Genomic DNA, 25,664 nt, shown 5'->3' with positions numbered 1-25,664 from the left:
GTGGGAGGGGGCTTGCCCCCGATGGCGGTTTATCAGTTGCCATAGGTGTTGAATGACACACCGCTATCGGGGGCAAGCCCCCTCCCACATTTGGATCGCATTTCAATTCCGGATCGGCCCAGGTCTTCCTTTTGCAATCACCGTGACCGAGTCCTGACGATGAACACTGAATTTCGCAAACCGCTCCCCGGCAGCCGCCTGGATTACTTCGACGCCCGCGCGGCTGTCGATGCAATCAGCCCCGGCGCCTATGCCACGTTGCCCTACACCTCTCGTGTGCTTGCCGAGAACCTGGTGCGCCGCTGCGACCCGGCCACCCTCAACGCATCCCTGAGCCAGTTGATCGAACGCAAGCGCGACCTCGACTTCCCCTGGTTCCCGGCCCGCGTGGTGTGTCACGACATCCTCGGCCAGACCGCCCTGGTCGACCTCGCCGGCCTGCGTGACGCCATCGCCCTGCAAGGCGGCGACCCGGCCCAGGTCAATCCGGTGGTACCGACCCAATTGATCGTCGACCACTCCCTGGCCGTCGAAGCCGGCGGTTTCGACCCGGACGCGTTCGAGAAAAACCGCGCCATCGAAGACCGTCGCAACGAAGACCGCTTCCACTTTATCGAGTGGACCAAAAAGGCCTTCAAGAACGTCGACGTGATCCCGCCGGGCAACGGCATCATGCACCAGATCAACCTGGAGAAAATGTCCCCGGTGGTCCAGGTGCGTGACGGTGTGGCCTTCCCGGATACCTGCGTCGGCACCGACAGCCACACCCCTCACGTCGATGCGTTGGGCGTGATCGCCATTGGCGTCGGCGGCCTTGAAGCCGAGAGCGTCATGCTCGGCCGCGCGTCGTGGATGCGCCTGCCGGAAAGCGTCGGCGTCGAACTGACCGGCCAGCTGCTGCCGGGCATCACCGCCACCGATATGGTGCTGGCCCTGACCGAGTTCCTGCGCCAACAGAAAGTGGTCGGCGCCTGGCTGGAGTTCTTCGGTGAAGGCGCGTCCAAACTGACCCTCGGCGACCGCGCGACCATCTCCAACATGGCCCCGGAATACGGCGCCACGGCGGCCATGTTTTATATCGACCAGCAGACCATCGCCTACCTGAAACTCACCGGCCGCGAAGACGAGCAAGTCGCCCTGGTCGAGCAATACGCCCGCCACACCGGCCTGTGGGCGGATGACCTTAAAGGCGCGCAATACGAGCGTGGCCTCACCTTCGACCTGTCCAGCGTGGTGCGCAACATGGCTGGCCCGAGCAACCCGCACGCCCGCGTCGCTACCCGCGACCTGGCCGCCAAGGGCATCTCCGGCCAGTGGGATGAAGTGCCGGGGCAAATGCCCGACGGCGCGGTGATCATCGCCGCCATCACCAGTTGCACCAACACCAGTAACCCGCGCAACGTGATCGCCGCCGGGCTGCTGGCGCGCAACGCCAACAGGCTTGGGCTGACGCGCAAACCTTGGGTCAAGTCGTCCCTGGCGCCGGGTTCGAAAACCGTGGCCATGTACCTGGAAGACGCCGGCCTGGGCCATGAGCTGGAAAAGCTCGGCTTTGGCGTGGTGGCGTTTGCCTGCACCACCTGTAACGGTATGTCCGGTGCACTCGACCCGGTGATCCAGCAAGAGATCATCGACCGCGACCTGTACGCCACCGCCGTGCTCTCGGGCAACCGCAACTTCGACGGGCGTATCCACCCGTACGCCAAGCAGGCGTTCCTGGCTTCGCCGCCGCTGGTGGTGGCCTATGCGATTGCCGGCACCATCCGTTTCGACATCGAGAAGGACGTGCTCGGCCTGGACGCCGACGGCAAGGAAATCCGCCTGCAGGACATCTGGCCGAGCGACGAAGAAATCGACGCAGTGGTCAAGGCCTCGGTCAAGCCGGAGCAGTTTCGCGCGGTGTATATCCCGATGTTCGCGATCCACGAAGACACCGGCCCGAAAGTCGCGCCGCTGTACGACTGGCGCCCGCAGAGCACCTATATCCGTCGCCCACCGTACTGGGAAGGCGCGCTGGCCGGTGCGCGGCCGCTCAAGGGCATGCGCCCGCTGGCAGTGCTGCCGGACAACATCACCACCGATCACCTGTCGCCGTCCAACGCGATCATGCTCGACAGCGCCGCCGGCGAATACCTGGCGAAAATGGGCCTGCCGGAAGTCGACTTCAACTCCTACGCCACCCACCGTGGCGACCACCTGACCGCCCAGCGCGCGACGTTCGCCAACCCGAAACTGTTCAACGAAATGGTGCGGGAGAACGGCAAGGTCAAGCAGGGCTCCCTGGCGCGGATCGAACCGGAAGGCCAGGTCACGCGGATGTGGGAAGCCATCGAAACCTACATGGAGCGCAAGCAGCCGCTGATCATCATTGCCGGCGCCGACTACGGCCAGGGCTCGTCCCGCGACTGGGCGGCCAAGGGCGTGCGCCTGGCGGGTGTGGAAGCGATTGCCGCCGAAGGTTTCGAGCGCATCCACCGCACCAACCTGGTAGGCATGGGCGTGCTGCCGCTGGAGTTCCTGCCGGGCACCGACCGTCACACCTTGCAGATTGATGGCAGCGAAACCTACGACGTGATCGGCCAACGTACCCCGCGTGCGCAGCTGACGCTGGTGATCAATCGCAAGGATGGCGAACGTGTCGAGGTGCCGGTGACGTGCCGCCTGGACACCGCCGAAGAAGTGTCGATCTACGAAGCCGGCGGCGTATTGCAACGGTTTGCCCAGGATTTCCTGGAATCGGCGACCACTGCCTGAAGAGGATGACCATGGCACACGCAGCGCAAATCAAGATCCCCGCCACCTATATGCGGGGCGGCACCAGCAAGGGTGTATTTTTTCGCCTCCAGGACCTGCCCGAGTCGGCGCAGGTGCCGGGAGCGGCGCGGGATGCCTTGCTGCTACGGGTGATCGGCAGCCCCGATCCCTACGACAAGCAAATCGACGGCATGGGCGGCGCTACATCGAGCACCAGCAAAACCGTGATCCTCGCCAAAAGCACCCGCGCCGATCATGACGTGGACTATCTGTTTGGCCAGGTCTCCATCGACAAGCCCTTTGTCGACTGGAGTGGCAACTGCGGCAACCTGTCGGCGGCGGTGGGTTCGTTCGCTATCAGCGCCGGGTTGGTCGATGCGGCCCGCGTGCCCCATAACGGCGTGGCCGTGGTGCGGGTCTGGCAGGCCAATATCGGCAAGACCATCATCGCCCATGTGCCGATCACCGACGGGGCGGTGCAGGAAACCGGCGACTTCGAGCTGGACGGCGTGACCTTCCCGGCGGCCGAAGTGCAGCTGGAATTCATGGACCCGGCGGCGGAAGAAGAGGGCGGCGGCGGCTCGATGTTCCCCACCGGCAACCTGGTCGACGATCTGGAAGTGCCGGGTGTCGGCACCTTCAAGGCCACGCTGATCAACGCCGGCATCCCGACGATTTTCATCAACGCCGAAGACCTCGGCTACACCGGCACCGAGCTGCAAGGCGCGATCAACAGCGACCCCAAGGCCCTGGCGATGTTCGAGACCGTACGGGCCTATGGCGCGTTGCGCATGGGGCTGATCAAACACCTCGACGAAGCGGCCCAGCGCCAGCACACGCCGAAGGTGGCGTTCGTGGCCAAGCCTGCCGACTACGTGGCGTCCAGTGGCAAGGCGATCAAGGCCGGCGATGTGGATTTGCTGGTGCGCGCCCTGTCCATGGGCAAGCTGCACCACGCGATGATGGGCACGGCGGCGGTGGCGATCGGCACGGCGGCGGCGATTTCGGGGACCTTGGTCAACCTCGCTGCGGGCGGTATTGAACGTAATGCCGTGCGCTTCGGGCATCCCTCCGGCACCTTGCGCGTGGGGGCTGAAGCCACCCAGGTGGACGGTGAGTGGGTGGTGAAGAAAGCCATCATGAGCCGCAGTGCGCGGGTGTTGATGGAAGGTTTCGTCCGCGTACCCGGCGACGCCTTCTAAAACCCTGCACAGATCCAATGTGGGAGGAGGCTTTTTGTAGGAGGCGATGTGAACTGGCATTAGGGTAAGCCCTTCCCACAGAGGATCTCTATTCCAAAAGGCAGGCATCCAAGATCTGCTTCCCATAACCGTTAGCCCGAGGATTGACCCCACCCATTTTTGGAGATCTGCCATGAGCACCAACGTCGACCAGAACAACCGCCCCGACTACGACCAGGTTTTGCAGGACATTGCCGACTATGTCCTCAACTACCGGATCGAGTCCCAGGCCGCCTTGGACACCGCCCGCAACTGCCTGATGGACACCCTCGGTTGCGGCCTGCTGGCCCTGCGTTTTCCCGAGTGCACCAAGCACCTGGGGCCGATGGTTGAAGGCACGGTGGTGCCGTTTGGCGCGCGGGTGCCGGGCACCTCGTTTCGCCTGGACCCGGTCAAGGCGGCCTGGGACATTGGTTGCATCGTGCGCTGGCTCGACTACAACGACACCTGGCTCGCCGCCGAATGGGGGCATCCCTCGGATAACCTCGGCGGCATCCTTGCCGTGGCGGATCACCTGTCGCAACAGCGCGTGGCCAATGGCGACGCACCGCTGACGGTGCGCGCGGTGCTGGATGCGATGATCATGGCCCACGAAATCCAGGGTGTGATTGCCCTGGAAAACTCGTTCAACCGCGTCGGCCTCGACCATGTGCTATTGGTGAAAGTTGCCTCCACGGCGGTCACCGCCAAGCTGATGGGCGCCAACCGTGAGCAATTGCTGTCGGCGCTGTCTCACGCCTTCGTCGATGGCCAGGCCTTGCGCACTTATCGCCATGCGCCGAATGCCGGCTCGCGCAAATCTTGGGCGGCGGGGGATGCGTCGAGTCGCGGCGTGCGCCTGGCGGATATCGCCCTGCGCGGCGAAATGGGCATCCCTGGTGTGCTGAGCGCGCCGCAATGGGGCTTCTACGACGTGCTGTTCAGCCACACCAACAACGACCTGGCGCTCAAGCCCGAGGACAAGCGTGCGTTCAGCCTGTCCCAGCCGTATGGCACCTACGTGATGGAAAACGTGCTGTTCAAGATCAGCTTCCCCGCCGAGTTCCACGCGCAGACCGCCTGTGAAGCTGCGGTGACCTTGCATCCGTTGGTCAAGGATCGCCTGCACGACATCGAGCGCATCGTGATCACCACCCATGAGTCGGCGATTCGCATCATCTCCAAGGCCGGGCCACTGGCCAACGCCGCCGACCGCGACCATTGCCTGCAATACATGACCGCCGTGCCCCTGGCATTCGGCAACCTGGTGGCCGAGCACTACGAGGATGCATTCCACGCCGCTCACCCGATTATTGATCAGTTGCGCGACAAGATGGTCATCGTCGAAGACCCACGCTACAGCCGTGAATACCTGGAAGCCGACAAGCGTTCCATCGCCAATGCGGTGCAGGTGTTCTTCAAGGATGGCTCCAGCACCGAGCAAGTGGCGGTGGAATACCCGATCGGCCATCGCCGTCGTCGAGTGGAGGGCATTGCGTTGCTGGAAGACAAGTTCAAGGCCAACCTGGCCACGCGCTTTACCGCCCAGCGCAGTGCCGAGATCTTTGCGTTGTGCACGGACCAGGCGAAGCTCGAGGCCACGCCGGTCAATCGTTTCGTGGACCTGTTCGTCATCTAGCAGGCGACGCAAAACTAAAAATGTGGGGGGGCAAGCCCCCTCCCACAGTTGTTGCGTTCACTCAAACCGCAGGATCACCCGGCGGTTGTGCTTGCTCTTCTTCTCGATCTTCTCGCAGAACACCCGGCCGATTTCCTCGGTGTTGAGCACATGGGTACCGCCGCATGGCTGGATATCGATCCCGCCGATTTCAATCACCCGTACCGAGCCCTGGATCACCGGCGGCGCAACCGCCTGGGTGCGGGTGATCTGCAGCAGGGTGGCGTACTCCGAAGCCGGCATTGACAGGGTCTTCACCTCGTGGGCCTGTTCGATCAGCGCGTTGAGGTCGCGGGTGATGCTGTCCTTGTCGAGGGTCATTTCCGGCAGGTCGAAATCCAGGCGGCCTTTATCGGCACTGATGCTGCAACCGGTCACCGGTGCGTCGATGAGCGAGCACAGCAGGTGCAGGCAGGTGTGCATTTTCATGTGCTGGTAGCGCCGCTCCCAATCCAGGCCGGCGTTCACCATCACGCCGGCGACCAGTTGCTCGGGGCAGTGTTCCACCTGGTGCCAGATGATCGAACGCAGCACCGGGTCGCGCACCGTGCCGGTCACGTCGACCCGGGTACCGTCCGCCAGGGTCAGGTGGCCGGTATCGCCGGGTTGGCCGCCGCCGGTGGGGTAGAACAGGGTGTGCTCCAGGGCGATGCCGTGTTCGCTGACGGCAATCACCCGGGCGCTGAATGCGTTCTGGTAGGGCGCGCTGTCAAACAGCGCCAGGGTTTCCATGGTGTGCACGGACATGTTCAACCTCCGACGATCAGTGGGCTGGCTTGCAGCAGGTGGCGCACCATCGCGCTCAAGCCAGGGGGGGAGAGCAGGGTGATTTCGAATTCCGGCCCGCAGACTTTCAGGTTCAGCGGCAGGCGCGGCAGGTAGTTGCCGGATTCGAGGCGGTGCAGCCTGAATTGCAGGTGGTGACGTTCCTTCACCGTTGGCTCCAGCATCAGGCCTTGCAACGGATGAAAGTCGGCGTCCAGCACCGTGACCTTGTGGCTGGCATTGACCTCGCCGACCACGTGCAGGCGCTCATCCAGGGCGAAGGCCCCGAGGTAGTTGCTGTGGTCCGATTCATCGTTTTTTTGCAGTTGGATCTGGTTCACCACCTTCACCTTGGTGCCGGCGGGTACGTCCTGGGTGATCACACAGGAAGGGCTGATAAACACGTTGTCGCCGATCAGCACATAGCCCAGCACCCGGGCGCCGGAGCCGACTTCGACATTGTTGCCCAGGCGCGGATGACGCTTGCCATCGGGGTTGTTGGCGATGCCGCGGGCGCCCAGGGTCACGCCGCAGAGGATGTAGCAGTCGTTGCCGATCTCGCAGGTTTCGCCGATTACCGTGCCGTAGCCGTGGTCGAGCACAAAGCGCCGGCCGATACGTGCTGCCGGGTGGATTTCGGCCCCGGACAGGACCTTGCCCTGGTTGCTCAGCTTGAGGGCGATGCGTGAAAACACGCCGTTGGTCTGGTCGGGGAAATTCCACACCTGATGCGCAAGCCGGTAATAGAGCACCGCCTTGAACGACGCGTAGGACTCCAGGATCAGTTCGCCGCGGCCACGGGATGCCGGATCGCGATAGGCATATGCGATCAGGTCTTCGGCCACCGCCTGGGCGGCATTCTGGATCAGCGGCGCAAGGTGCGGCTCCAGCTGTTTCATCTGCATGGGGGTGAGGGTCTTGATGAGCTGGGTAAGCAACTCATCGTGCAACTGTTGCATGTCGATAAAGCCGCCCATGGAGGCATCCCCGCATTCTGGCTGGTTGGAAAACCGGTTATTCGAAACTGGGCAGGTAGCTGTCGGCATTGTCGTAGACCATGGTCAACACCACCGTTTCGGGCGGCAATTCGGGGGCGAGCCTGGCGATGGCCACCATGTTGGCGGCGGAGGACAGGCCCAGGCTGATGGCGTCGGTGCGCATGATGCGTTTCATCATGTCGATGCAGTCCTGGCGCGAGACCTTGAGCATGCCGTCGATCACCTCCAGATTGAGGATGCTCGGGATCAGGCCGATCGACAGGCCCTGGATATGGTGCGGCGCGTGCTGGTTCTTCAGCAGGTCGCATTCTTCGGGCTCCACGCCCATCACGCGCAGGGCTGGCCAGGCGGCCTTGAGGGTTTCGCCGATACCGGTGATATGGCCGCCGGTGCCGATGCCGCTGACGAAATAGTCAACACGGCGATCACCGAAGGCGCGCAGGATTTCCGGCGCGGTGGTGTCACGGTGGGTTTGCGGGTTGGCGCCGTTGCGTTGCTGGTTGAGCATCACGTAGCTGGGGTTTTCCAGCTGCAACTCCATGCATTTTTCACCGTGGGAATTGTTGCCGAGGCGGCTGTCGGAGAGCACCACCTTGGCGCCGTACAGGCGCAGCAGCTTCTGTTTTTCGGGGCTGTAGTTGTCCGGGATCACCAGCACCACCTTGTAGCCCAGCACGTTGCCGGCCATCACCAGGCCGATGCCGGTATTGCCGCCGCTGGGTTCGATGATGGTTTGCCCGGAGTCACGGATCAGCACGCCGCGCCGCTCGGCGTCGAGGATCATGCCGAGGGCGATGCGCGCCTTGTGGCTGCCCCCCGGGTTGAGGGATTCGAGCTTGGCGTAGACCTCGATGCCGAGGTCTTCGGAAAACTGCGCCAGGCGGACGATCGGCGTATGGCCGATGGCGTCGAGGATAGAGTTATGCAGCATCGGTCAGTCCCCGGGTCAGTACAACGGCATGTCGGGTTCGACGTCGCGAACCCAGTGCTTCATGCCGCCTTGCAGGACTTTGGTGTTGGCGAAACCCGCCGCCAACAGGGTGCTGGCCGCTTGCTCGGCGCGGGTGCCGGCGTAGCAGATCAGGTAATGGGTGTTGTCGCGGCTGAGGCGCCCGAGCTGGCCATCCAGCTCGGCCAGGGGGATGTGCACCACCCCCGGTAATTTGCACACCTCCAGTTCGCTGGCGTCGCGCACATCCAGCAGCACGTCGGCGCTGCTGGGGTGTTCGAGTACCTGCTGGAGTACGCGCGGCTTGATGTAGCGCTCTTCGGCCAGGGACGGTTGGCTGGGCACGGCGTCCGCACAGACGGCTGGCGCCAGGGTTTCGCTGTGGCGCAGGTCGGAGCAGCACGGGCAGTCGGCACGGCGCTTGAAACGGATTTCGCTGAACTTCATCGCCAGTGCATCGAAGCGCATCAGGCGGCCGGACAGGGGCTCGCCAATGCCGATCAACAGTTTGATCGCCTCGGTGGCCTGGATCATCCCGACCACCCCGGGAAGCACGCCGATCACCCCTCCGGCGCTGCAATTGGGCGCCAGTTCCGCGGGCGGTGCGCTGGGGAACAGGCAGCGGTAGCACGGCCCGCCTCGGTAGTTGAGCACGCTGATCTGCCCGTCGAAGCGGTAGATGGCGCCGTACACCAGGGGTTTGCCCAGTTGCACGCAGGCGTCGTTGACCAGGTAGCGGGTGTCGAAATTGTCGGTGCCGTCGATGACCAGGTCATAGGCGCCTACCAGTTCCAGGGCGTTGTCGGCGTTCAGGGCGGTGTCGTGGGCGTTGATCTGGATATGGCGGTTGAGGTCCTGCAAGCGCTGCTTGGCCGACTCGACCTTGGGCATGCCCAGGGTGCTGTTGCCGTGGACGATCTGGCGTTGCAGGTTGCTGCTTTCCACCACGTCGAAATCCACCAGCCCCAGGGTACCGACACCGGCCGCTGCCAGGTACAGGCTGATGGGCGAGCCCAGGCCGCCGGTGCCGATGATCAGGACCTTGGCTTTCTTGAGGTTCAACTGGCCTTCGCGGCCGACGCCGGGCAGGGTGATATGGCGCACATAACGTTGCACTTCCTCGTTGCTGAGGCTGTCGACGTCCATACCGCCGGAGGTGGCGAGCAGCACTTCGATGCGGGCTTTTTCCGGCAGCCGGTCATCGGCGCCGATCAGCTCTTCCTGGGCGGTGAACAGGAAGTGTTCCTTGAGCTGGTTGTTCTTTTCGTGAAACAGATGGGCGCGCAACTGCGGGTGGCTGCTGCAGAGGTTTTCAATGACTTCGCGCAATGTCGATCCGGCGCCCTCGAGGGTCGATTCCGGCAGCTTGGCCACGCGAACCAGAATGTCGGGGAAAGAGACAGCGTTCATGGACAACTCCGTGTGCAGGTCGTTGAAGGGGTTAAGGGTGAAATGCTCGCCATCCCAGGCAAACAGTTTTGAACCCAGGGCCTGGCCCCGGCGAACGTCGACTACCAGGTAACTGACGGGGTAGATCGGCTCGCCCATGAACAGGGCCTTGTCCTGGTCTTCATCGCTGAAATAGGCGCCGACATCCGGGTGGGAGTGGTAGATCACCACCACCGGGTTGTCGCTGCGAAACGCCTTGTTCATCAGCAGGGTGTCGGCCACCGAGAAGGTGTAGCCATTGGCCGCGCTGCGCGGGTACATCTCTGGGTTTTTGCGGTGCAGTTCGTTCTGGATGTTGCTGCCCAGGTACACGCTGCCGTCGGCGAAGACAAAGCCGCAGCATTCCTCGGGGTAGCTGCGGCTGGCGTGGGCGTAGATCTGTTCCAGGGCTTTTGGGCGGAGGACGTCCATGTTTCTCTCGCGTTGATGGCGGGTCAATTTTTCTTGGCCAGGAGTTTTTCAATGGGCAACTTGGTGATCGCAAAGCCGGCCAGCAGGATGGCCGAATACAGCATCAGGTCGCGGGAAATCGCCACGCCTTCGTACCAGGCGCCGATGATCACCGCGAACACCGGGAAGATGATGAACACGAACGACAGGATGATCGGGCTCAAGCGCTTGAGCAGCATGAAATACACGATGAACCCACCCACCGAGGCTACCAGCCCCAGGTAGAACAGCGCGCTCCAGGAGCGCAGGGTGATGGCTTCGAAGGTCGGCGTCTCAAACCACAACCCGGCCACGAACAGCATCAGCCCGGCAATGCCGATGGGCAGGGTGTTGTAGGTGATCACGCTGATGGCGCTGCCTTTTTGCTTGGTGATGACGTAGCACAAGGCGTGCATGATCGCGGCCGCCAGGATCGCCAGTACCCCCAGGAACTCGGCGTGGTCCAGGTGCAGGCCCTGGCTCCTGATGATCATGTAGAGGCTGCCGAAGCCGATACCGATGCCGACCACCTGGGAAAAATAGATGCGCTCGCGCAGGAACAACGCGGAGAAAATCAGGATGAATACCGGCATGCAACTGAACAGCAGGGCGGTGAGACCGGATGACACATGCATCTCGCCGTAGTTGAGCAGGTAGTAGGGCACGCTGAAGTAGGACAGGGTCACGAACACGAAGAACCAGCGACTCTCGCGGGGAAACAGGATCGGTTCGCGGCGCACCTTGGCAAAGCACAGGAACAGCGGGAAGGCGATCAGGAAGCGCAGGCCGGCGGACGTCAGCGGCGGCACACTCTCCACGGCGATCTTGATCCCCAGCCACGTGGTACCCCAACTCAGGCACACGATCAGGAACATCACGCTGGTTACCAGCCCGGCCAGCCACTGTTTTTGCGTTTTGGTTTTGGCGGTGTTTTCGAGAACGGCGGACATTGGCATCGTTTATTGCTTCCCTGAGCCTGAATTGAACTCTATATTGAACTTGTAATGAGTTATGAAATTCGGCGATTGAACCCGTAAAAGCACACTATTAGGGCGAAAGATGGCTGTCAAAACAAATATTGACATGGTGTCAATTATGCGTGAGGGGTTGTCCAACGGGCAGGGCGTGAAGTACAAGCGCCTGTCCGATGTCATGGAACGGGGCATCCTCGAAGGCTTGATTGAGCCGGGACGAAAACTGCCGCCTCATCGGGTGCTTTCCGACAACCTGGGGGTGACCATCGGCACCATCAGCCGGGCCTACGGTGAGCTGGAGCGTCTGGGGTTGGTGGTAGCGCGAGTGGGTGACGGCACTTTCGTCCGCAAGCGTGGGATGGAGCGCCAGCGTGATGAAGGCTTTCGTAACTTCAGCGAGGAGCCGCGCCAGTACTTCGACATGAGCCGCAACATGCATATCCCGGGTCAGGAAACCACCTTCCTGGCACAGAGCTTCCAAACCCTGTCGACCAACGCCAAGTTCCTCCAGGACATCAGCGCCTACACCCCCGATGCCGGCCTGCCGCGTTATCGCGACGCGGGCGCGCAGTGGCTGGTGCAGTGTGATTTTCATCCGATCCCCGAGCAGGTGATCTGCGTCAACGGCGGCCAGCATGGCCTTCTGTGCGCGATGATGGCCCTGCTGCGCGCCGGCGATACGGTGGTCACCGAACAATTGACTTACCCGGGGCTGATCACCGCCGCACGCATGCTGGGTATCCGCCTGATCGGCCTGGAGATGGACGAAGAAGGCGTGCTGCCGAGCGCGCTGGATGAAGTCTGTCGTAATCACCGGGTTTCAGCGTTGTATTGCACGCCGACCATCCAGAACCCGACCACGGCGGTGTTATCGGTGGCGCGCCGTGAAGCCTTGGTGAAGGTGTGCCGGGAACATAATCTGCTGATTCTTGAGGACGAAGCCCACGGCGTATTGGTTGAAGACCGTCCACCGCCCCTCAGCCATTTCGCCCCCGAACGTACGATTTTGATCAGCAGCTTGAGCAAGGCCGTGTCTGCCGGGCTGCGTGTGGGTTATGTACATGCGCCCCCGGCGCTGGTCAGCCGTATCTCGGCGGCCTTGCGCTCCACCTGCTGGATGGCCACGCCGGTGACCCTGGAGCTGGCGACGCAGTGGATCGAAAACGGCACGGCGGAATACCTGCTGCGCCAACAGATCAACGAGATCAGCCGCCGCAAGACCCTGGTCCAGGACTTGTTGGCCGGCCTGGCGTACCGCACCCACCTGAACAGCCCGCACTTCTGGATCGAAGTGCCGGAGCCCTGGCGCGCATCGGAAATCGAGGCGGAACTCAAGCAGAATAATTACCTGATCGCCACCGCCGAGGCGTTTGCCGTAGGGCAGACGGCGGTGCCGCAGTTCATTCGGGCGAGTATCTGCAATACGTCGGGGGATGATCAGTTGTTGCGGGCGGGGTTTGATGCATTGGCGACGGCGTTGGGGCAAGGGGGAGGGCGGTTTCACCTTTAGCGGGTGGACGTCCATGCTGTGAGCAGGCTCACCACAGTAAAACAGTGTCTCAAGGCATTATTTGAAGCGCCGTTCCACACCTTTCTCCACCAGAATCTTCGCCGAAATCTCTTCCACCGAAAAATGCGTGGAATTGATATGCGCAATGTTCTCGCGACGGAACAGATTTTCTACTTCGCGCACTTCGAATTCGCACTGGGCATAGCTGGAGTAGCGGCTGTTGGGCTTGCGCTCGTTGCGGATGGCGGTGAGACGGTCCGGGTCGATGGTCAGGCCGAACAGCTTGTGCGAATGGGCGCGCAGCGCGGCGGGCAGCGTCAGGTGCTCCATGTCGTCTTCGGTCAGCGGGTAGTTGGCCGCACGGATGCCGAATTGCATGGCCATGTACAGGCAGGTGGGCGTTTTGCCGCAGCGCGACACGCCGACCAGGATCAGGTCGGCCTTGTCGTAGTAGTGGGTGCGGGCGCCGTCGTCGTTGTCGAGGGCGAAGTTCACCGCCTCGATACGCTCCATATAATTGGAGTTGTGCCCAATGGAATGGGACTTTCCGACCGAATAGGAGGAGTGTTCGCTCAACTCCAGCTCCAGCGGCGCCAGGAACGTCGAGAAAATGTCGATCATGAAACCATTCGACGTTGCGAGAATCTCACGGATGTCTTGATTGACGATGGTGTCGAAAATGATCGGCCGAAAGCCGTCTTTTTCAGCCGCCAGATTGATTTGTTGTACCATGGCCCGCGCTTTATCCACGCTGTCGATATAGGGTCGCGTGAATTTGGCGAAGGTATTGTTTTCGAACTGCGCGAGCAGGCTCTGACCCAGGGTTTCGGCGGTAATGCCGGTGCCGTCGGAGATAAAGAAAGCAGATCGTTTCATTTGAGCCCTGGGCCTTAAGCTGATGACGAATCTTGGATATGATAGGCGCGATTTTGCCGTCCCATAGTGGGCCGCATTCTCACTTATTTTCCAGGTCCAGGCCACAAACGCGGGTAATCGCTCCTACGAGCAGCCGGCGTCCTGAGCTTTTCCAACACAGTTAGTGGAGAGATCACCTTGGTAGAGTACGTAGTTTCCCTCGATAAGCTCGGCGTCCATGATGTAGAGCACGTAGGGGGCAAGAACGCATCCCTCGGCGAGATGATCAGTAATCTTGCAGGCGCTGGTGTGTCGGTGCCCGGTGGTTTCGCCACCACGGCCCAGGCTTACCGCGATTTCCTCGAACTGAGCGGCCTCAACGCTCAGATCCACGCCGCGCTGGATGCCCTGGACGTCGATGACGTCAACGCCCTGGCCAAAACCGGTGCCCAGATCCGCCAATGGATCATGGAAGCCGAGTTCCCCGAGAAGCTCAACGAAGAAATTCGCACCGCCTTCGCTACCCTGTCGGCCGGCAACCCGGACATGGCCGTCGCCGTGCGCTCCTCGGCCACCGCCGAAGACCTGCCCGACGCCTCCTTCGCCGGCCAGCAAGAGACCTTCCTCAACATCCGCGGCGTGGAAAACGTGATCCGCGCCGCCAAGGAAGTGTTTGCCTCGCTGTTCAACGACCGCGCCATTTCCTACCGTGTGCACCAGGGTTTCGACCATAAGCTGGTGGCCCTGTCTGCCGGCGTGCAGCGCATGGTGCGTTCGGAAACCGGCACCGCAGGCGTGATGTTCACCCTCGACACCGAGTCGGGCTTCCGTGACGTGGTGTTTATCACCGGCGCCTACGGCCTGGGCGAAACCGTTGTACAAGGCGCGGTCAACCCGGACGAATTCTACGTGCACAAGCACACCCTTGAAGCCGGCCGCCCGGCCATCCTGCGCCGCAACCTGGGCAGCAAGGCGATCAAGATGATCTACGGCGACGAGGCCAAGGCCGGTCGCTCGGTGAAAACCGTAGACGTCGACAAAGCCGAGCGCGCGCGCTTCTGCCTGAGTGACGCGGAAGTCAGCGAATTGGCCAAGCAAGCGATGATCATCGAAAAGCACTACCAGTGCCCGATGGACATCGAATGGGCCAAGGACGGTGACGACGGCAAGCTCTACATCGTGCAGGCCCGCCCGGAAACCGTGAAGAGCCGCACCTCGGCCAATGTCATGGAACGCTACCTGCTGAAAGAAACCGGCACCGTGCTGGTGGAAGGCCGTGCCATCGGCCAGCGCATCGGCGCCGGCAAGGTGCGGATCATCAAGGACGTGTCCGAGATGGACAAAGTCCAGCCTGGCGACGTACTGGTTTCCGACATGACCGACCCGGACTGGGAGCCGGTGATGAAGCGTGCCAGCGCCATCGTCACCAACCGTGGCGGGCGTACCTGCCACGCGGCGATCATCGCCCGCGAACTGGGGATACCGGCAGTGGTCGGTTGCGGCAACGCCACCCAATTGCTCAAGGACGGCCAGGGCGTGACCGTGTCCTGTGCCGAAGGCGACACCGGCTTCATCTTTGAAGGCGAGCTGGGCTTCGACATCAAGCAAAACTCCATCGACGCCATGCCCGACCTGCCGTTCAAGATCATGATGAACGTCGGCAACCCGGACCGTGCCTTCGACTTCGCGCAGTTGCCGAACGCCGGTGTGGGCCTGGCCCGCCTGGAGTTCATCATCAACCGCATGATCGGCGTGCACCCCAAGGCACTGTTGAACTACGACGGCCTGCCGCTGGACATCAAGGAAAGCGTGGACAAGCGCATCGCCGGCTACGACGACCCGGTGGGCTTCTACGTCGAGAAGCTGGTGGAAGGCATCAGCACCCTGGCGGCGGCGTTCTACCCGAAAAAGGTCATCGTGCGCCTGTCGGACTTCAAGTCCAACGAATACGCCAACCTGATCGGCGGCAAGCTCTACGAGCCCGAAGAAGAAAACCCGATGCTGGGCTTCCGTGGCGCCTCGCGTTACATCAGCGAAGCGTTCCGTGACTGCTTCGAGCTTGAATGCCGCGCCCTCAAGCGTGTGCGCAACGAGATGGGCCTGACCAACGTCGAGATCATGGTGCCGTTCGTCCGTACCCTGGGCGAAGCGAGCCAGGTCGTGGACCTGCTGGCCGAAAATGGCCTGTCCCGCGGCGAAAACGGCCTGCGCGTGATCATGATGTGCGAACTGCCGTCCAACGCCATCCTCGCCGAAGAGTTCCTGGAGTTCTTCGACGGCTTCTCCATCGGCTCCAACGACCTGACCCAGCTCACCCTGGGCCTGGACCGCGATTCCGGGATCATCGCCCACCTGTTCGACGAGCGTAACCCTGCGGTCAAGAAGCTGCTGGCCAACGCCATCCAGGCGTGCAACAAGGCCGGCAAGTACATCGGTATCTGCGGCCAGGGCCCTTCCGATCACCCGGACCTGGCCAAATGGCTGATGGAGCAGGGTATTGAAAGCGTTTCTCTGAACCCTGACTCCGTGCTGGAAACCTGGTTCTTCCTGGCGGAAGGCCAAGCGTCCGCCTGAGGTTGCCATGTCAAAAGTGCCGGTCCCCCGTCAGGGTGACCGGCATTCTTATCTGTACAGGGCGGAATCCTTGCGGACGTCGCCCTTTTTTGTGCAAGAGCATTATGCAAAGCAGCAGCAACCTGTTTCCTGTCGCCCTGATCAGCGCTGAGCGTCGTGGCGACCTGAGTGAAGACGTGTATCGCCTCAAGCCCGGTAACAGCCCCGACGGTACCGTCGAGCTCGCGGTGACCCGTTTGGGCCTGGCCGATGTCCCGGAAAACCGGGGCATACCGGTTATTTTGTTGCACGGCAGTTTTTCCAACCGGCGTTTCTGGTATTCGCCGAAGGGGATCGGCCTGGGCGCCTACCTGGCACGCCAGGGGTTCGATGTGTGGATCCCGGAAATGCGCGGTCATGGGCTGTCCCGGCGCAACCAGGACTACGCCCGCAACCGCGTCGCCGACTACGCGCGTTACGATCTGCCGGCCATTGGCGCCTTTGTGCGTGAGCAAAGTGCGCAGATTCCCCATTGGATAGGTCATTCTCTCGGCGCTACAACCCTGGCGGCGGCCCTGGGTGGGCAGCACCTGGGTGCGCCGGCAGTGGCCTCGGTGGCACTGTTTGGCTGTCAGGTCAGTCGCAGCCACTGGCCATTGAAACTTCCTCCAGTGGAGTGGACCGGCCGTCTGCTGTTGAAGCGCTTCGGCGCAGTGTCCGGCTCGCGGCTCAAGCGGGGCCCGGAGGACGAACCGGCCGGCGTGCTGATCGAAGCCATGCGCTGGAATGGCCTGTTCGGCCGCTTTGGCGAGGGTAAGCGCGATTGGTGGAAAGGCCTGGCGGACGTCGATGTGCCGCTGCTGGCCGTCAGCGCGGCGGGCGACCAGCAGGATCCGGACTGGGCGTGCCGTAAGCTGTTCGAGCAGATCGGCTCCGAGCACCGCCAGTACCTGTGCCTGGGGCGCCAGCAAGGGTTCAGCGGTGATTTCGGGCATGTGGAAATGCTCGTCAGCAAAGCCGCCCAGGCCGAGGTCTGGCCGCTGGTTGAGCAATGGTTGAACGATCCGCTGACACCTTTATTGGGTGCCAAGCCCGAGGCATTGGTCGTAGTTTGACCCAGGGCTCTGCCAAGGGCGTTTCGCTCGTGTGTGGTTGCGGCTAATATATGACGCGTTAAACGCTTCTGGTCATATTCAGTCGCGCAGTGGTTATTGCGTTACGACGAAGCGGATGGGATGTTGCGCACCGGCTCCGGCTGGTGTTTCTTTCGAAAGACACTTCTTTGGCGGAAAGGAATTTTTCAATGAACCATTACGTGACCCCCGACCTGTGCGACGCCTACCCGGACCTGGTGCAGGTAGTCGAGCCGATGTTCAGCAACTTCGGCGGCCGAGATTCCTTTGGCGGCGAGATTGTCACCATCAAATGTTTCGAAGATAACTCCCTCGTCAAGGAGCAGGCCGACCAGCCGGGCGCCGGCAAGGTGCTGGTGGTCGACGGTGGTGGTTCCCTGCGGCGCGCGCTGCTGGGCGACATGATCGCCGAGAAAGCCGCGAAAAACGGTTGGGAAGGGTTGGTGATCTATGGCTGCATCCGTGATGTCGATGTGATCGCCCAGACCGACCTTGGGGTACAGGCGCTGGCCAGTCATCCGATGAAAACCGATAAGCGCGGCATCGGCGACCTGAACGTCGTAGTGACATTTGCGGGTGTGACGTTCCGCCCGGGTGAGTACATCTACGCCGACAATAATGGCGTGATCGTCTCGCCAAGCCCGCTGCAGATGCCTGAATAAACCGCAATAACCGACAGGGGTGAGGATGTTCGAGGAAGAAAACGCGCAGTGGGGGCTGGTGCATGCCCTGGTGCTGGACGGTAAAGGCGGTGCGCGTTCGATTGCCCGGACTGAGCTCGACGACTTGCAACTGCAGCCCCAGGAAAGCCTGTGGCTGCACTGGGATCGCAGCCATCCCCAGACCCAGACCTGGCTGCGCAAATCCAGTGGCTTGAGCGAATTCGCCTGCGACCTGCTGCTGGAGGAGAACACCCGCCCACGCCTGTTGCCGCTGCCGGATGCCGAGTTGCTGCTGTTCCTGCGCGGGGTCAACCTCAACCCGGGGGCCGAGCCGGAAGACATGGTCTCGGTACGTATCTTCGCTGCCGCCAGCCGTGTGATCTCCCTGCGTCTGCGCCCGTTGCGCGCCACCGATGAACTGCTGGTGCAGTTGGCGGATGGCAAGGGGCCGAAAACCGCTTCGGAGCTCATCCTTTATATGGCGCAGTACTTGACCAACAAGGTCCAGGATCTGGTCACGGATTTGTCGGAAATCGTCGACGCTGAGGAAGAAAAACTCGATACCGACGAACGGTATACACCTGAACATGGCAGTGTTTTGCAGATCCGTCGCCGAGCGGCCGGGCTCAAGCGTTTCCTGTCGCCGCAGCGGGATATTTTTGCCCAGCTCACGCGGATAAAATTGCCGTGGTTCTGTGACGACGATGCCGACTACTGGAACGAATTGAACAACAGCCTGACGCGCTACCTGGAAGAGCTCGAATTGACCCGGGAGCGCGTGGGGCTTGTGCTTGAGGCCGAAGACCGGCGCTTGAGCGTGCGCATGAACCGCACCATGTACCGCTTCGGGATCATCACGGGAATCTTCCTGCCGATGAGTTTCCTGACCGGTTTGCTGGGTATAAATGTGGGAGGCATACCGTTCTCTGCGAGCCCCTACGGATTCGTGATTGCATGCCTGTTGATGGTGTCGGTGGCGCTCGGACAATGGTGGTTGTTTCGACGATTGCGCTGGGTTTGAGCTGAATATGACCTGAACGTAGGAAGGGTCCTATGTGACCCCAGGAATTTTACCCTCGTCTTTTAAAACACTTGCGAGAGGTCTTTATGCACGATCCGTTCGAACAGTCTTTGCGTGACATGCTCAATGCCTCGCCGTCCAACCGCGACGACGATGCCTGCCTGGGCCGCGTATTGAAAACCGCTAACCGTCAGGTGGGCGCGGGTGACCTGTTCGGCCTGCTCGGCCGCTGGATGCCGGCGTTGATGATGGCCCTGAACAACGGTTCGGCCCATGTATCACCGGTCTCCCGTCGTAAACCTCTTGCTCGCACTGCTGATAAGGCTGATTGAATATGGAACTTGATCTCTGGACCCAGAGCCTGGTCACCGCGATGACCGCATTGTGGACCAAGGTGGCGAATTTCATTCCCAACCTGTTTGGTGCCCTGGTCCTGGTGTTGCTGGGCTTTGTCGTAGCCAAGCTGCTCGACACCCTGCTGTCCAAATTGCTCGCGAAACTGGGCCTTGACCGCCTGATGGCCGGCACCGGCCTGACCAAGCTGCTGGGCCGCGCCGGGTTGCAGGTGCCGATCTCCACGTTGATCGGCAAGATCGTCTATTGGTTTGTTTTGCTGATTTTTCTGGTTTCTGCGGCGCAATCCCTTGGACTTGAGCGAGTTTCAGCTACGCTCGACATGCTGGCGCTGTATTTGCCGAAGGTTTTCGGCGGCGCGTTGGTGCTTCTCGTAGGTGTTTTGCTTGCTCAACTGGCCAATGGGCTGGTGCGCGGCGCCGCTGAAGGGGTGGGGTTGGACTATGCCGCTGGCCTGGGGCGTATCGCCCAGGGGCTGGTGATCATCATCAGTATTTCGGTCGCGATCAGCCAGTTGGAGGTCAAGACTGACCTGCTCAACCACGTGATCGTCATTGTTTTGATTACCGTTGGTCTGGCCGTTGCGCTGGCCATGGGCTTGGGAAGCCGGGAAATTGCCGGCCAGATTCTCGCGGGAATCTATGTGCGTGAGTTGTATCAGGTTGGGCAACAGGTGCGTGTGGGCGAGGTCGAAGGGCAAATCGAGGAGATCGGCACAGTCAAGACGACGGTGCTGACCGATGACGGCGACCTGGTGTCGCTGTCCAATCGGATTCTCCTCGAGCAGCAGGTCAGTAGCCGCTAACCCGGTAAACCCTGCTAATGTACGCCGCCGCAAGCCTGGCTGACCGGGCTGTAGTGGACATTGACCTGACTGTCGGCACGACTTGTTTTGAATAAAGCCCAAACGCTGTCCACGCGCTATGACCCCCGTGAGCTCTCTGATGAGGAGTTGGTCGCGCGCTCGCACACGGAGCTGTTTCACGTAACTCGCGCGTATGAAGAATTGATGCGCAGATATCAACGCACTCTGTTCAACGTTTGTTCAAGGTATTTAGGGAACGATAGAGATGCGGATGATGTCTGTCAGGAAGTGATGCTCAAGGTGCTGTACGGCCTGAAGAACTTCGAGGGCAAATCGAAGTTCAAGACGTGGCTGTACAGCATCACCTACAACGAGTGCATCACGCAGTATCGGAAGGAACGGCGAAAGCGTCGCTTGATGGACGCTTTGAGTCTGGACCCCCTTGAGGAGGCGTCTGAAGAAAAGGCGCCGGCACCCGAGGAGAAGGGCGGACTCGATCGCTGGCTGGTGTATGTGAACCCGATTGACCGGGAAATTCTGGTGCTACGATTTGTCGCAGAGCTGGAATTCCAGGAAATCGCTGACATCATGCACATGGGTTTGAGTGCTACAAAAATGCGTTACAAGCGTGCTCTAGATAAATTACGTGAGAAATTTGCGGGCGAGACTGAAACTTAGTGCGTGGCAAATATCTCTTACGTGTAGGCAAGTTCTGTTAGACTTGTCGCCGAGTTGTCCCCCGGTTTGTGGGACTGCTTTACAATCACCAGATGGGGATTTAACGGATGAAACTGAAAAACACCTTGGGCTTGGCCATTGGTTCTCTTATTGCCGCTACTTCTTTCGGCGTTCTGGCACAAGGCCAAGGCGCAGTTGAAGGCGAGCTGTTCTACAAGAAGCAGTACAACGATAGCGTCAAGCACATCGAAGACGGCTTCAATCCTGGCGCTCGCATCGGTTACTTCCTGACCGACGACCTGTCCTTGAACCTGTCCTACGACAAGACCAACCACACCCGTTCGAACGACGGTACTGGTAACCAGAAGATCAAAGGCGATACCGGCAGCCTGGTTGCCCAGTATCACTTCGGTCAAGCTGGCGTAGACAGCCTGCGTCCATACGTAGAAGGCGGCTTCGGTCACCAGAGCCGTACCAACGTTCAGGCTGACGGCCACAGCGGTCGCGACCAGACTACCTTCGCTACCGTTGGTACCGGCGTGAAGTACTACTTCACCAACAACCTGTACGCTCGTGCCGGTGTTGAAGCTGACTACGGTCTGGACAACGGCAAGTGGGACTACTCCGCACTGGTTGGCCTGGGCGTGAACTTTGGCGGTAACGCTGGCGCAGTTGCTCCAGCTCCTACCCCAGCACCAGCTCCAGAGCCAACTCCAGAGCCAGAAGCTCCAGTTGCTCAGGTTGTTCGTGTTGAGCTGGACGTCAAGTTCGACTTCGACAAGTCCGTTGTTAAGCCTAACAGCTACGGCGACGTGAAAAACCTGGCCGACTTCATGGCTCAGTACCCAGCTACCAACGTAGAAGTTGCTGGTCACACTGACTCCGTAGGTCCAGATGCCTACAACCAGAAGCTGTCCCAGCGTCGTGCTGACGCTGTTAAGCAAGTCCTGGTTAAAGACGGCGTGGCTCCTAGCCGCATCACCGCAGTAGGTTACGGCGAATCCCGCCCAGTTGCTGACAACGCAACTGAAGCTGGTCGTGCTGTTAACCGTCGCGTAGAAGCGTCGGTTGAAGCTACCGCTCAGTAATTACTGAGATGTAGAAAAAACCCGGCTTCGGCCGGGTTTTTTTCGCCTGGAATTTGCCTCAGGCGCTGACTGCGGCAGCGACATAAGCCGTCTGCTCGGCGGCCGCAACATGGCCGATCACCAGAATCGCCGGGCTCTTCAAGGCAAATGCCTGTGCGTCTTCATGCATCCGCGACAGCTCACTGCGGCATTCGCGCTGTTGGGGCAATGAGGCGTTTTCGATCATTGCCACCGGCATATCTGTCGCCATCCCGCCTTCGAGCAATTGCTGGCGAATCTCCTCCAGCTTGGCCACTCCCATATACACCACCAATGTCGTCCCGCCCTCGGCCAACGCGCGCCAATTAAGGCTGCTGTCGTCCTGGGTATGGGCCGTGACCAGGGTCACACCACGGCTGACGCCACGCAGCGTCAGTGGAATCGCGCAATTCGTTGCCCCCGCCAGCCCGGCGGTGATCCCGTTGACCAACTCTACCTCGACGCCGCGTTCGCGCAGCCACACGGCTTCTTCGCCACCTCTGCCGAAAATGCACGGGTCACCCCCTTTCAGCCGCACTACGCACTTGCCTTGGCGGGCGTAACGCAGCATCAGGCGGTGGATAAAGTCCTGCGGGGTCGAGCGGCAGCCGCCGCGTTTGCCGACCGTGATCACCCGTGCTTCGGCGCAGTGCTCCAGCACCGAGGGGTTGACCAAGTCATCGATCAGTACCACATCGGCTTCGTGCAGGGCCCGTACAGCCTTGAGGGTCAACAGCTCCGGATCGCCAGGGCCCGCGCCCACCAGCCAGACTTTTGCGTTCATGGGTTTTCCTCGTCTAGAGCTGACGTCAGTTGTGAAAGAGTGAATACAGAAGAATCAGATTGATCAGCATCGAGACCAGGCCCAAGGTGCGCCAGACCTTCAACGGTTCGCGCTCCAGCAGGGGCCTGGGGCGGATGCTCAGTTCATGGCGGTCCGCCTGTTCCAGCACCAGCAGCCATTCCTCGGCGGTTTCATAGCGATGCGCCGGCTGGGCAGCCACGGCCCGCTCCAGGCTCAGGGGGAGCCAATCGGGGAGGTCCGGGCGATAGCGGCTGGCGCTGACAGCCTGGGCAAATCGAGGCCGTTGGAAGGCTTCGATTTCCCCGTAGGGGTAATGCCCGGTCAACAGGTAATACAAGGTGACGCCTATGCTGTACAAATCCTGCTGGGCTGTCGGACGGTCGCCATTGAACGCTTCGGGCGCGATAAAGCTCGGGGTGCCGGGCAGTGCGTGGGCACGGTCCTCGGAAAGACCGGGGCAGTAGGCCAGGCCGAAATCCAGCACGCGCAATTCACCGTCATCCCCCAGCAGCAGGTTTTCCGGCTTGATGTCGCGGTGCAGGATCTGCCGTCGATGCAGCATGCCGACTGCGCGCAGCAAACGCTCGGCAACGGACTGCCATTGCGCCAGGGGCAATGGGCCCTGGTGCTGGAACAGCTCGGCCAGGGTCTGCCCCGGGTATTCACGCATGACGTAGTACAAGTGCTGGCGCCCGCTGGCGGCGTGCACCTCAGGAAAGGCACGCCCGGCTACCCGTCGCAAAAACCATTCTTCCGACAGTAATGCCTGGCCGGCGTCGCTGTCGTCGTCGCGGCTCAGTGGCAAGGTTTTCAGCAGCCAGGGTTGCTGTTGGGCATCGCGCACCCGGTACAGCAATGACTGCCTGCTTTGCGCCAGTACGCTGTCCACCTGCCAGCCTTCAAAGCGTTGCCCGGATTTCAGCAGCGGTGGCAAGGGCCATTGCTGCAATTGCACCAGGGCGTCGCCGAGGGTGGCGGCGCCCAGCGTGTCGACGCGCACCAGCAAGGCGCTGGCATTGTCCTGGCTGCCCGCCAGGTGTGCGGCATTGACCAGCGTGGTGACCGCCAGGTCCAGGTCGGTTTGTTCGCGCAGGATCGCGCTGATGCTGTGATCGCCCAGGGTGGCCCAGACGCCGTCGCTGAGCAGCAGGAAGCACTCACCTTCACGCAATTGACCGTCGAGAAAATCCAGCACCAGGTGCTGATCCAGGCCAAGGGCACGCTTGAGTACGTGCTGCATGCCCGGCTGTTCCCACACATGGTCTTCGCTGATGCGCTGCAACTCACCGTCCAGCCAGCGATACGCCCGGCAATCACCGACATGGGCCAGGGTGAAACGCTGGCCGCGAAAGACCAGGGCACTGAGGGTGGTCAGCAACGGCTGGCCGCCGCCATTGGCCTGCAACCAGCGGTTTTGCGCCAGCAGCAAACGCTCCATTGCCTGCGCTACACCCCAGGTTTGTGGCGTGGCGTAGTAATCCAGGGCCAGGGCTTGCAAAGTCGAGCGTGCGGCCAGGCCGCCGTCGGCGCACTGGCTCACACCGTCGGCCATGGCGCACAGGTAACCTTTGCTCGCCGCCAGTTCCGCTGCGGGGGTGACGACCCGCAGCGCATCCTGGTTTTCCGCCCGTGGGCCGATGGCGCTGGCCTGGGCGACGCTCAGTTGCAGGCTCATCAGACGCGCGCAGCGGTCACTGCGGCCGAACCCCAGGTGGTTCTCCAGCGACGCTTGACGCCATGCAGGCCGAACCAGGCCAGTACGCCCAGGCTGGCGAACAGCCACAAGGCCAGTTGATAGCTGCCGGTGCTCTGCTTGATCGCGCCCATGCCCGCGGCCAGGGCGAAACCGCCGATGCCGCCGGCCATGCCGATCAAGCCGGTCATCACACCGATCTCACGCCGGAAACGCTGTGGCACCAACTGGAACACCGCGCCATTGCCCGCACCCAGACCGAGCATGGTGCAGACGAAGAGCGCCAGTGCCGCGTAGGAACTGGGCAGGTTGAAACCCACTGCCGCTATGCAGATCGCCGCGACACTGTACATGCCGAGCAGGGTGCGGATCCCGCCGAAACGGTCGGCCAGGGCACCGCCCAGTGGGCGCATCAGGCTGCCACCGAACACGCAGGCGGCGGTGTAGTAGCCGGCAGTCATGGGGCTCAGGCCGTATTGGTCGTTGAAATAGCCGGGCAGGGCGCTGGCCAGGCCGATAAAGCCGCCGAAGGTCACGCTGTAGAAAAACATGAACCACCAGCTGTCGCGGTCGCCCAGGGCCTTGAAGTAATCGGCCATGGACTTGGCTTTCGGCCGCTCGGGTGCATTGCGTGCCAGCCAGGCGAAGACGATCAGCGTCAGGATCAGCGGAATCAGCGCAAAGCCAAACACATTGCTCCAGCCAAACGCCGCCGCCAGCACCGGGGCCAGCAACGCCGCGAACACCGTGCCCGAGTTACCGGCACCGGCGATGCCCATGGCCTTGCCCTGGTGTTCGGCCGGGTACCATTGGGACGCCAGCGGCAGTGCCACCGCAAAGGATGCGCCGGCCATGCCGAGGAACAGTCCCAGCAACAAGGCTTGTTCGTAGCTGTGAATCCCCAGTTTCCAGGCGCTGAACAAGGCGACAATCACAATCACCTGGCCAATCAGCCCGGCGGTCTTGGGCGACAGCTTGTCCGCCAGCATGCCCATCAGGAAGCGCAGCACCGCGCCGGCCAGGATCGGCGTCGCCACCATGAGGCCGCGTTGTTGGGTGGTCAGGTGCAGGTCGGCAGCAATCTGCACCGCCAGGGGGCCCAACAAATACCAGACCATGAAACTCAGGTCGAAATACAGGAACGCGGCAAACAGGGTCGGGGTGTGCCCGGATTTCCAGAAGCTTGATTTCATCACGCACCTCAACGGTTGGGAGTCTTGTAAGAAGGCCTGGTGATGGAGCCGCCGGCTGAGGCCGCCCCACCGGCCCCGTG

General features: G+C 61.5%; 21 protein-coding genes. 12 read left to right on the top strand and 9 right to left on the bottom strand.

Features of this window, described 5'->3' with window-relative positions; all coding sequences use genetic code 11:
- Positions 1–159: 159 nt before the first annotated feature.
- From acnD to prpD, 3 genes are all read left to right on the top strand, one after another.
- A complete protein-coding gene (gene acnD, locus BB029_RS21365; protein ID WP_065940687.1) occupies positions 160–2,754 on the top strand; it encodes a Fe/S-dependent 2-methylisocitrate dehydratase AcnD in 2,595 nt (864 codons plus the stop codon).
- 11 nt (positions 2,755–2,765) lie between these two features.
- Complete coding sequence (gene prpF / locus BB029_RS21360) at positions 2,766–3,956, top strand: 2-methylaconitate cis-trans isomerase PrpF (protein WP_065940727.1); 1,191 nt, start codon at positions 2,766–2,768, stop codon at positions 3,954–3,956.
- Positions 3,957–4,128: 172 nt separating this feature from the next.
- Positions 4,129–5,613 (top strand): 2-methylcitrate dehydratase, encoded by a 1,485-nt coding sequence (prpD, locus tag BB029_RS21355; protein ID WP_065940686.1) that lies wholly within the window; start codon positions 4,129–4,131, stop codon positions 5,611–5,613.
- A gap of 57 nt (positions 5,614–5,670) precedes the next feature.
- Here prpD and BB029_RS21350 read toward each other — a convergent pair whose 3' ends face one another.
- From BB029_RS21350 to BB029_RS21330, 5 genes are read right to left on the bottom strand one after another with little or no spacing between them, the layout of a single operon-like run.
- Positions 5,671–6,399: an alanyl-tRNA editing protein gene (locus BB029_RS21350; protein WP_065940685.1), complete on the bottom strand. Its 729-nt coding sequence runs from the start codon at positions 6,397–6,399 to the stop codon at positions 5,671–5,673.
- A 2-nt stretch (positions 6,400–6,401) separates the two neighbouring features.
- Complete coding sequence (locus BB029_RS21345) at positions 6,402–7,394, bottom strand: serine O-acetyltransferase (protein WP_065940684.1); 993 nt, start codon at positions 7,392–7,394, stop codon at positions 6,402–6,404.
- Between the two features lie 37 nt (positions 7,395–7,431).
- Positions 7,432–8,346 carry a PLP-dependent cysteine synthase family protein gene (locus BB029_RS21340; protein ID WP_065940683.1) on the bottom strand — a complete coding sequence of 305 codons (915 nt, stop codon included), beginning with the start codon at positions 8,344–8,346 and terminating at the stop codon, positions 7,432–7,434.
- Between the two features lie 15 nt (positions 8,347–8,361).
- Positions 8,362–10,224, bottom strand: coding sequence for a molybdopterin-synthase adenylyltransferase MoeB (moeB, locus tag BB029_RS21335; RefSeq protein ID WP_065940682.1), 1,863 nt, complete (start codon positions 10,222–10,224; stop codon positions 8,362–8,364).
- A gap of 23 nt (positions 10,225–10,247) precedes the next feature.
- Entirely contained in the window at positions 10,248–11,141 is an 894-nt protein-coding gene (locus BB029_RS21330; RefSeq protein WP_161985727.1) for a DMT family transporter, read from the bottom strand.
- A gap of 160 nt (positions 11,142–11,301) precedes the next feature.
- Here BB029_RS21330 and BB029_RS21325 point away from each other — a divergent pair, with 160 nt between their 5' ends.
- The gene (locus BB029_RS21325) at positions 11,302–12,726 is read left to right on the top strand and encodes a PLP-dependent aminotransferase family protein (protein ID WP_065940681.1); all 1,425 of its coding nucleotides are present in this window, start codon (positions 11,302–11,304) and stop codon (positions 12,724–12,726) included.
- Positions 12,727–12,783: 57 nt separating this feature from the next.
- On the opposite strand, the gene BB029_RS21320 is transcribed toward BB029_RS21325, so the two are convergent.
- Entirely contained in the window at positions 12,784–13,602 is an 819-nt protein-coding gene (locus BB029_RS21320) for a pyruvate, water dikinase regulatory protein (protein ID WP_065940680.1), read from the bottom strand.
- Between the two features lie 177 nt (positions 13,603–13,779).
- On the opposite strand from BB029_RS21320, the gene ppsA reads away from it, so the two are divergent.
- The 8 genes from ppsA (at position 13,780) to BB029_RS21280 (ending at position 21,875) form a co-directional block, all read left to right on the top strand.
- Entirely contained in the window at positions 13,780–16,155 is a 2,376-nt protein-coding gene (ppsA, locus tag BB029_RS21315) for a phosphoenolpyruvate synthase (RefSeq protein WP_027603682.1), read from the top strand.
- A gap of 104 nt (positions 16,156–16,259) precedes the next feature.
- A complete protein-coding gene (locus BB029_RS21310) occupies positions 16,260–17,249 on the top strand; it encodes an alpha/beta fold hydrolase (protein ID WP_065940679.1) in 990 nt (329 codons plus the stop codon).
- Positions 17,250–17,437: 188 nt separating this feature from the next.
- The gene (rraA, locus tag BB029_RS21305; RefSeq protein ID WP_027603684.1) at positions 17,438–17,929 is read left to right on the top strand and encodes a ribonuclease E activity regulator RraA; all 492 of its coding nucleotides are present in this window, start codon (positions 17,438–17,440) and stop codon (positions 17,927–17,929) included.
- A gap of 25 nt (positions 17,930–17,954) precedes the next feature.
- Positions 17,955–18,950: a zinc transporter ZntB gene (locus tag BB029_RS21300; protein ID WP_027603685.1), complete on the top strand. Its 996-nt coding sequence runs from the start codon at positions 17,955–17,957 to the stop codon at positions 18,948–18,950.
- An 86-nt stretch (positions 18,951–19,036) separates the two neighbouring features.
- Positions 19,037–19,282, top strand: a complete 246-nt coding sequence (locus tag BB029_RS21295; RefSeq protein ID WP_015885347.1) for a hypothetical protein — start codon at positions 19,037–19,039, stop codon at positions 19,280–19,282.
- Positions 19,283–19,284: 2 nt separating this feature from the next.
- Complete coding sequence (locus BB029_RS21290) at positions 19,285–20,109, top strand: mechanosensitive ion channel domain-containing protein (protein WP_003175519.1); 825 nt, start codon at positions 19,285–19,287, stop codon at positions 20,107–20,109.
- An 87-nt stretch (positions 20,110–20,196) separates the two neighbouring features.
- The gene (sigX, locus tag BB029_RS21285; RefSeq protein ID WP_010208495.1) at positions 20,197–20,787 is read left to right on the top strand and encodes an RNA polymerase sigma factor SigX; all 591 of its coding nucleotides are present in this window, start codon (positions 20,197–20,199) and stop codon (positions 20,785–20,787) included.
- 107 nt (positions 20,788–20,894) lie between these two features.
- Positions 20,895–21,875, top strand: a complete 981-nt coding sequence (locus tag BB029_RS21280) for an OmpA family protein (protein ID WP_065940678.1) — start codon at positions 20,895–20,897, stop codon at positions 21,873–21,875.
- Positions 21,876–21,933: 58 nt separating this feature from the next.
- On the opposite strand, the gene cobA is transcribed toward BB029_RS21280, so the two are convergent.
- The 3 genes from cobA to BB029_RS21265 are packed head-to-tail and all read right to left on the bottom strand — an operon-like array spanning position 21,934 to position 25,584.
- Positions 21,934–22,677, bottom strand: coding sequence for a uroporphyrinogen-III C-methyltransferase (gene cobA, locus BB029_RS21275; RefSeq protein WP_065940677.1), 744 nt, complete (start codon positions 22,675–22,677; stop codon positions 21,934–21,936).
- A gap of 25 nt (positions 22,678–22,702) precedes the next feature.
- Positions 22,703–24,373 (bottom strand): bifunctional protein-serine/threonine kinase/phosphatase, encoded by a 1,671-nt coding sequence (locus tag BB029_RS21270; protein WP_065940676.1) that lies wholly within the window; start codon positions 24,371–24,373, stop codon positions 22,703–22,705.
- Positions 24,373–25,584, bottom strand: a complete 1,212-nt coding sequence (locus BB029_RS21265) for a NarK/NasA family nitrate transporter (protein WP_027603689.1) — start codon at positions 25,582–25,584, stop codon at positions 24,373–24,375. Before BB029_RS21265 ends, BB029_RS21270 begins: the two co-directional genes overlap by 1 nt.
- Between the last annotated feature and the right edge of the window lie 80 nt (positions 25,585–25,664).

Source organism: Pseudomonas sp. S3E12 (assembly GCF_001702295.1).
Lineage (GTDB): Bacteria > Pseudomonadota > Gammaproteobacteria > Pseudomonadales > Pseudomonadaceae > Aquipseudomonas > Aquipseudomonas marginalis.
This window is presented reverse-complemented; position numbering and strand designations above follow the sequence as displayed.

Excerpts from the sequence above, each read along its gene's own strand:
- BB029_RS21345 (WP_065940684.1), bottom strand. The coding sequence starts at position 7,394 with ATGGGCGGCTTTATCGACATGCAACAGTTGCACGATGAGTTGCTTACC.
- BB029_RS21300 (WP_027603685.1), top strand. The coding sequence starts at position 17,955 with ATGTTCGAGGAAGAAAACGCGCAGTGGGGGCTGGTGCATGCCCTGGTG.
- BB029_RS21320 (WP_065940680.1), bottom strand. The coding sequence starts at position 13,602 with ATGAAACGATCTGCTTTCTTTATCTCCGACGGCACCGGCATTACCGCC.
- BB029_RS21325 (WP_065940681.1), top strand. The coding sequence starts at position 11,302 with ATGGCTGTCAAAACAAATATTGACATGGTGTCAATTATGCGTGAGGGG.
- cobA (WP_065940677.1), bottom strand. The coding sequence starts at position 22,677 with ATGAACGCAAAAGTCTGGCTGGTGGGCGCGGGCCCTGGCGATCCGGAG.
- prpD (WP_065940686.1), top strand. The coding sequence starts at position 4,129 with ATGAGCACCAACGTCGACCAGAACAACCGCCCCGACTACGACCAGGTT.
- moeB (WP_065940682.1), bottom strand. The coding sequence starts at position 10,224 with ATGGACGTCCTCCGCCCAAAAGCCCTGGAACAGATCTACGCCCACGCC.
- rraA (WP_027603684.1), top strand. The coding sequence starts at position 17,438 with ATGAACCATTACGTGACCCCCGACCTGTGCGACGCCTACCCGGACCTG.
- BB029_RS21265 (WP_027603689.1), bottom strand. The coding sequence starts at position 25,584 with ATGAAATCAAGCTTCTGGAAATCCGGGCACACCCCGACCCTGTTTGCC.
- BB029_RS21310 (WP_065940679.1), top strand. The coding sequence starts at position 16,260 with ATGCAAAGCAGCAGCAACCTGTTTCCTGTCGCCCTGATCAGCGCTGAG.
- acnD (WP_065940687.1), top strand. The coding sequence starts at position 160 with ATGAACACTGAATTTCGCAAACCGCTCCCCGGCAGCCGCCTGGATTAC.
- BB029_RS21295 (WP_015885347.1), top strand. The coding sequence starts at position 19,037 with ATGCACGATCCGTTCGAACAGTCTTTGCGTGACATGCTCAATGCCTCG.
- BB029_RS21280 (WP_065940678.1), top strand. The coding sequence starts at position 20,895 with ATGAAACTGAAAAACACCTTGGGCTTGGCCATTGGTTCTCTTATTGCC.
- BB029_RS21270 (WP_065940676.1), bottom strand. The coding sequence starts at position 24,373 with ATGAGCCTGCAACTGAGCGTCGCCCAGGCCAGCGCCATCGGCCCACGG.
- BB029_RS21290 (WP_003175519.1), top strand. The coding sequence starts at position 19,285 with ATGGAACTTGATCTCTGGACCCAGAGCCTGGTCACCGCGATGACCGCA.
- BB029_RS21340 (WP_065940683.1), bottom strand. The coding sequence starts at position 8,346 with ATGCTGCATAACTCTATCCTCGACGCCATCGGCCATACGCCGATCGTC.
- BB029_RS21350 (WP_065940685.1), bottom strand. The coding sequence starts at position 6,399 with ATGTCCGTGCACACCATGGAAACCCTGGCGCTGTTTGACAGCGCGCCC.
- prpF (WP_065940727.1), top strand. The coding sequence starts at position 2,766 with ATGGCACACGCAGCGCAAATCAAGATCCCCGCCACCTATATGCGGGGC.